The sequence below is a fragment of the uncultured Gardnerella sp. genome (genome assembly GCF_947280595.1).
GTDB lineage: Bacteria > Actinomycetota > Actinomycetes > Actinomycetales > Bifidobacteriaceae > Bifidobacterium > Bifidobacterium vaginale_A.
Map to the genome: position 1 here is coordinate 21512 of NZ_CAMYOS010000016.1, position 6592 is coordinate 28103.

Sequence of the window (6592 nt, forward strand, 5' to 3'; positions counted from 1 at the left end):
CTATCTTGTAAAACCCAAAGTACTTTGCTAAATTGAAGATAGAAGTGGAAGGAAAAGGAATGCGAATGATTTTCAATCGTCAAAGGTACATAAAGAAACTTAACCAGCTTAGTTGGAATGGTCTGGTTAAAATCATTACTGGTGTGCGCCGAGCAGGGAAATCCTTCATTCTTAACGAGCTGTTCTATAACTCTCTTATTTCTCAAGGTGTTTTGCAGAATAATATTATTCGGTTCGCTTTTGATGCAGACGAAGATATTGATTGTCTTGAGCCATTCGCAAATGGCGAGCCAGTAAAAATCGCAGATAAAAAACTTGGTTACATTATCAATGCTAAAGTGTTCCGTCGCTACATTGCATCGCAAATAAATGATAGTGACAAGTTTTACATTTTTCTTGACGAAGTACAATTGCTTGATAATTTTGTTGGCACACTTAACAGTTACTTAAGGCACGCAAATTTAGACATATATGTTACTGGATCTAACTCCCGTTTTCTTTCATCAGACATTGTTACTGAATTTAAGGGGAGGAGCACAGAAGTTCACGTTCAACCCCTTACTTTTGCTGAATACATGGAAAGTTCTAGCAAAACGATTTCAGAATCTTGGGCAGATTACATTGTTGCTGGCGGAATACCGCTTGTGGCTAGAATGCAAAATGTTGAGGAACAAATAAAATACCTTGAAAATCTTGTTAAAGAAACTTATTTGAAAGATGTAGTTCAGCGAAACGGTGTGCGAAAAGAGCAGGCTCTTTCTGAAACGTTGCAAGTAATAGCTTCGTCAATAGGTGCTCCTGTTAATCCAAGGAAACTGTCTAACACGTTTATTAGCCATGGATATGGAGAAATTACTTCAGAAACTGTTAGTCGTTTCATAGACTACTACAGCGATGCTTTTCTTGTAAGCAAAGCTCAGAAGTACAATATTAAGGGCAAAAAATACATTGATTCCTTGTTCAAGATTTACTTTGAAGACATTGGAGTACGCAACGCTTTACTTAATTTTAGGCAAATTGAAGAGTCGCATATTATGGAAAATGTTATATACAACGAGTTAAGGTATCGTGGATATAACGTGGATATTGGCGAAATGAATATTGCCGAAAATACTGGTCGAAAAGATAAAAATAACCATGATATTTATGTGCAAAAATCTTTGGAAATAGATTTTATTGCTACTTTGGGAAGTGAAAAATATTATATACAATCTGCGCTCGCTATGTCAGCGGAAGAAAAATCATTGCAAGAGAAGCGCTCGCTTTACTATATTGATAATTCTTTCAAAAAGATAGTAGTTACGAAAAATGGATTGCATGCTACAAGAGATAATCGTGGAGTAATCACCATGGACCTATTTGATTTTTTGCTTAACGAGGATAGTCTTAAGCGGTGATTTAATAGAGTGATATTAGACCTCTGAGCAAGTCAATCATTCAGTAACGTATAAACTTTATGCAAAATAAATCATTCTCTGGTATTACGCAAGCTCCAAAAATCATAAATAAAATCATCATTTAGTGTGATGCAAACTCTTTACGGCGATTATAGGCTATTAAGCAAAAGTTTAAATTCTAAATGAAGTGGTAATCATAAAAGCGTTAATTGCAGCATTACCGAGCCCTTTATTTATTTTGGATCAGTTTGAGAGGCTTGTTTCAACGCATCCTATGCGTTTACGAGTTTGGAGAGTGAGGAGCTTTGTATTATGCGTAAGTTTACAAAAGTACTCTTGCTTGCTGCTATGCCAGTGTGTTTGCTTACTGCATGCTCTGGTAGAGCAGTTGATAATAGTCAACAGCAGGCATCACGTGATTCAGTTCCACTTGTTTCAGTCAAAAAACAGCCTTTAACACAAGTTGTGTCGGGTAAAGCATCAATAGAACAATCGTCTACCTTTGTTATAGCTGCTGTAAGTAGAGGGAATTTTTCTCCATCGGTAAAAGCAGGAAGTGCTGTAAAAGCTGGAAGTGTTCTAGGCTACAATGCTGGTAATAAAATTATTGCTCCCGTAGACGCTAAAGTTGTGTCAGTAGCTGAATCATCTGCGGACGTGCCTAAATCTTTCCCACTATTCACTCTTAAATATGAAGGTTTTTCGATAAGCCTTAATGCAAAAGCTTTACTTCGTTCTGCGGATATTACAGATGTTAAAGGTCGCTTCCAAGTTGAAGATGGTGTTGGGCCAACCAATTGTTTGCAAATAGTACAAAGCGGTGGAACTTCTAGCGATGCTGCAGCTTCGGGTAGTAGCAAGAATGATAGTGCTGATTCGACTCAAACAGATGAGTCGAGTGAGCAAAGTACACCTAGTGTATCGTCAAAAGTTTTAACTTGTTTAATAGATAAAAGCGCAGAAGTAGAATCAGGCCAAAATGCGACTCTTGTTTTTAATGGCAAGCATAAACAATCGGTTCTAACACTGCCCGTTAGTGCGGTTGCTGGAAGAGTTCAAAAAGGTTTAGTCTCATACAAAAAAGGCGATAATTGGGAGAGTAAAGAAGTTGGTCTTGGAATCAGTGACGGCGCTAATATTGAAATTACGTCTGGTTTGCATGAGGGTGATGTTGTAGCAGGCGTTTCTCCTGATCTCATTCCAGGAGTGCAATGATTATGGGAAACAATACTGTTCCACTGGTTGAACTACAATGCGTGTCAGCGCGTGTAAAACTAGGCAATGGCGAATGGATTACCACTGTCAACTCTGCTTCTATGTTACTTAATCAAGGTGAAACATACGCGGTAGTTGGTAGGTCTGGATCTGGCAAAACGAGTCTTATTTCTATTATTGGATTTTTGAATAAAAATTTTACTGGAAAATACTATTATTCTGGCAAGTCAATCCAAAAGTGTAGCGATAATACAGTATCGCATATGCGCGCTCGAAATATTGGTTTTGTTTTTCAAAACTATTCTCTCATTAAGCATTTAAGTATTAGAGAAAATGTTGAGTTGCCGCTTTTATACGCAGGACTACAACAAAGCAAGCAGACAAGAAGAAAAACGATAGAAGAAGCATTATGTGATGTTGGATTGCAAGATAAACTAAACGAATACCCTGGAAGTCTATCAGGCGGTGAACAGCAGAGAGTCGCGATAGCGCGTGCTCTCGTTACTAATCCCGAATTACTTATTTGTGACGAGCCAACTGGTGCGCTCGATAGTAGTACGGGAGAAAAAGTGCTTCAAGTGTTGCATGATCGTGTTCAAGAATCTGGAACAACATTACTATTAGTCACTCATGATATGAAAGTGGCTCGTTCTTGCTCTCACATTTTTACTATGGAAGGCGGTGTTCTTTATGATCATGTTGCTTAAAGATTTGCGCCTGTCTCCTATGAGATCCTTCCTCACAGGTTTTTCAATGTTTATAGGCATTATTGCCGTTATTGCGTCAGTGCTTATCGGCACGGTTGGTAAGGACTATCTTATTGCAACTAACGAACAGCTAAACGGTCGTAGACCAACATACGAGATTACTTTTTCAGCACAAAATTTTGACGAATATTCAGTATTTGACAAATTCTTAAATCGCATTGAATCCGCAAACCGTAACGCTAACGTTATGCTACAACCAAACACTGGACTACTGTTTAGCGCTTCTATGCCAGCCTCGAAGAGTGTAAAAATAAGCAAAGAATATAAGACCAGCAATCTTCAATATGTTGACGCTGTTTACACTACTGCAGGATACAACAAAGTTTATAACTTACCTGTTGTAAGTGGGAGATGGTTTAGTAATAGCGCTAAAAGCAACGCATTAGAAATGGTAGTAAATCAATCTGCTGGCAAAAGATACAAGATTGGTGAAGTAGCATTTATTACTTCTCGCAAAACAACACAAATGAGTCCTATAAGGATTGTTGGAGTTGTGAACGATGGCGTAGACTCAGCAAAAGTATACGTGAATATTCTAGGATTATTACGTTACGCTCCAACTCTTTGGGAATATTCTGGAAAAGAAGCTCAAGGCTCAATCTACTGGTTGAATAAAGAAAATCGTTCTCAAAAATCAATTAAATCTTATGTTTCAGATGCTCTTTATGACTGTTGCGGTGGGCAAGTAAACGAAATTAGAAGACATGATAATAGTGATAATTACGAGAATGTTATAACAGTATTGCAATTAAGTTTTGCTATCGTAGCAGCATTATTGCTTTTTGTTTCCGCGCTAGGTTTAATCAATATTGGTTTAGCATCGTTGGAGCAGCGCACGCATGAACTGCTTATACGCAGAGCTTTGGGTGCTACTAAATGGTCGATTGCTTCACTCGTGTTAGGCAGCGCGATTATTTTAGCGCTGATAGTTTCGATTGCTGCTGTCGCTGTTTCTTTTGGTCTTGTGTCTATAACATCAAGTTTTTGGGATGCAGCAAGCCCAGTTAGTCCGCCAGTTTACCCATATGAAGCTGCTATTGGAGCTGTTATTGCGGCTTTTATTACAGCGCTTGCTGGAAGTGTGGTGCCGGCAATAAAAGCATCGCGTTTACAGCCAGCATTAGCATTGCGTTAATTTTCAAAAAATAAGAAAGAAGGAATAATGAATAATCATACTATTGGTAAAGCAACTCTTATTGTTGGTGTGCTTAGTGCGCTTCTTATGCTTAATGCGTGTGGAGGAATAGGCAACAATAATGCGAGTGGTGTGGATGGTGCGCGATCGCAAAATAGTTCACCTAGAGAGACTGTTGATTTTGCTCATATAGAGAAGGAATATCAGGAGTCCGTTGCAAAGCTTAGTTGGCCTAAAAAATATAAAGCTCCTGCAAACTTGGTTGGAGAAGAAAAAGACGCTCAGTTCCAGAGTGGATATGGCGATACGCAAGCATCTAATTATTATCAGTGTGCTTGGGAACGGCAATGGTTAGACACGTATGCTAGTGATGAACAAGCGGCAAGTAAAGCTTTGCATGAGCTTGAAAAAGTGCCTAGCATGCCGTTTATGGGTCCAGATCGTTGTGATGATGCAACGCGAAACTTTTTCAAAGAGCACATGCGTAAAGCAAAACTGGGAGATCCGTCAGGATTCCAACAGGATGTGCAAACTAATTGTCCTGTGATGTAATTGCATTTTTATAGCTTTTTATTGTGTTTTCGCACTAAATAGCTTGTTATATGCCTCTTTTTATATGCTTCTTTTTACCCATATTGATGGTGTCCAATAATCTTTGGTAAGCATTGATGGGTATGTTTGTTTACGAGCTTGAATAATCCATAAGGCTATACCTGTTGAAACAAGTATTACACCAGAAGCAATCATTATAAATAATGATGAATTTAGATTTCCCCATGCTAGTACGCTTGCATACCCTACGATAATGCCGCATTGCTCCATAATAGAAGTAAAAGTAGTAGTCGCGCCGAGAATGTGTGTTGGTATGCCGTCGAGAAGAGCTGTTTGCCCATAGACAATAGTGGCGTCAAAAATAATACCTGCAATGAAAGCAGAGCAAAGAAAAAGAGCAATCCAATTATTAAGTGCGAAAATAAGTAAAGGAATAGAAAGGAATCCAGGTAATAAAATAGAGTATAAAATCTCATAATGTAGCACAATATATTTGCATAATAGCGAACCTACAATCATGCCAATGTTAAATATGCTGACTATTGATCCCCAAGTGGATGCCGAATGAAAAAGTGTGAGACAATGGTGTGCTCCCATTAGTCTGAATGCGGCAAGCCATGATCCCGATTGTAATGCTGATACTACTCCTAAGACTATTAACCATGGTGTAGATTTCATATAGTGTAGAGAAGCTGCAAAACCAGCAGTTTTATTGCTTCCTGTCTTCGTATTAGTTTCGCTATTTTGTGCTTGCTGGTTTAGATTAACTAACAGTAGAGGTAGCGCCGCTAGTATCATCACAATAGCAATGCTCGTAAAGAAAATGAGCGGATTGCATATATCAACAAATATGCCAGTGATAGCAGGTGCAGCAAGCCTGCTGAGATTAATCCACATGCGCATGCTTGCTAAAAATTTGGTTTTTTCGCCAGTTGGTGCGCTATATGCCATTAATACTTTTTGATTAGGCGAAGAAAATGCAGTAAAGAAACCGAATATTATGCCGAGTAGTGTAACCGTAATAGCAATAAGATTATGCTGTGCTACTAAAGCGAAACCGTATCCAGTACACAACAAGGCAAAGCAGAACGTTAGCGCTATAAACAATCTAGTTGGTGGATATTTATCTGCGATAATTCCGCCAAGCGGTGCTGCTATGCAGGTCATAAGCGCTACTGATACCGCGTTAAGCGCTGCGTGAGATAAGTCGACATGTATTAAAAGATATAGACTTACGCCAAATCTACAGCTTGTTAAAAGAAAAGCATTAAGAGATAAAACGGATATAACCAACCCCGATCGTACTCGTGCTGCAGTGTTCATTGCTTACTCTTCTTACTTTTCTTTCTTTCATATTATGAATGATATGTGTCTTTCGATATGTACACCTTTATTTACACCTTTTTATGGACTGTGAGCGAAATGAGTGTTTGTTACTGTGTTCTACTCCGAAGTGCTCCGAACTACTCTTAACTACTCTTAACTACTCTTAACTACTCTTAACTACTCTTAACTACTCTTAACTA

Annotated in this window: 6 protein-coding genes; 5 read left to right on the forward strand and 1 reads right to left on the reverse strand. The window is 38.5% G+C overall.

Annotated features, from left to right (window positions below):
- Nucleotides 1-59: 59 nt before the first annotated feature.
- The 5 genes from Q0X59_RS05175 (at nucleotide 60) to Q0X59_RS05195 (ending at nucleotide 5066) form a co-directional block, all read left to right on the forward strand.
- Nucleotides 60-1397, forward strand: a complete 1338-nt coding sequence (locus Q0X59_RS05175; protein WP_297643666.1) for an ATP-binding protein — start codon at nucleotides 60-62, stop codon at nucleotides 1395-1397.
- A gap of 312 nt (nucleotides 1398-1709) precedes the next feature.
- Complete coding sequence (locus Q0X59_RS05180) at nucleotides 1710-2612, forward strand: efflux RND transporter periplasmic adaptor subunit (RefSeq protein WP_075522985.1); 903 nt, start codon at nucleotides 1710-1712, stop codon at nucleotides 2610-2612.
- Complete coding sequence (locus Q0X59_RS05185) at nucleotides 2609-3319, forward strand: ABC transporter ATP-binding protein (RefSeq protein ID WP_297643670.1); 711 nt, start codon at nucleotides 2609-2611, stop codon at nucleotides 3317-3319. The genes Q0X59_RS05180 and Q0X59_RS05185 overlap by 4 nt, the downstream gene beginning before the upstream one ends.
- Complete coding sequence (locus Q0X59_RS05190; RefSeq protein ID WP_297643672.1) at nucleotides 3303-4514, forward strand: FtsX-like permease family protein; 1212 nt, start codon at nucleotides 3303-3305, stop codon at nucleotides 4512-4514. Before Q0X59_RS05185 ends, Q0X59_RS05190 begins: the two co-directional genes overlap by 17 nt.
- Nucleotides 4515-4541: 27 nt before the next feature.
- A complete protein-coding gene (locus tag Q0X59_RS05195; protein ID WP_297643674.1) occupies nucleotides 4542-5066 on the forward strand; it encodes a hypothetical protein in 525 nt (174 codons plus the stop codon).
- A gap of 60 nt (nucleotides 5067-5126) precedes the next feature.
- On the opposite strand, the gene Q0X59_RS05200 is transcribed toward Q0X59_RS05195, so the two are convergent.
- Entirely contained in the window at nucleotides 5127-6389 is a 1263-nt protein-coding gene (locus tag Q0X59_RS05200; RefSeq protein WP_297643676.1) for an MFS transporter, read from the reverse strand.
- Between the last annotated feature and the right edge of the window lie 203 nt (nucleotides 6390-6592).

Excerpts from the sequence above, each read along its gene's own strand:
- Q0X59_RS05180 (WP_075522985.1), top strand. The coding sequence starts at position 1,710 with ATGCGTAAGTTTACAAAAGTACTCTTGCTTGCTGCTATGCCAGTGTGT.
- Q0X59_RS05195 (WP_297643674.1), top strand. The coding sequence starts at position 4,542 with ATGAATAATCATACTATTGGTAAAGCAACTCTTATTGTTGGTGTGCTT.
- Q0X59_RS05190 (WP_297643672.1), top strand. The coding sequence starts at position 3,303 with ATGATCATGTTGCTTAAAGATTTGCGCCTGTCTCCTATGAGATCCTTC.
- Q0X59_RS05185 (WP_297643670.1), top strand. The coding sequence starts at position 2,609 with ATGATTATGGGAAACAATACTGTTCCACTGGTTGAACTACAATGCGTG.
- Q0X59_RS05175 (WP_297643666.1), top strand. The coding sequence starts at position 60 with ATGCGAATGATTTTCAATCGTCAAAGGTACATAAAGAAACTTAACCAG.
- Q0X59_RS05200 (WP_297643676.1), bottom strand. The coding sequence starts at position 6,389 with ATGAACACTGCAGCACGAGTACGATCGGGGTTGGTTATATCCGTTTTA.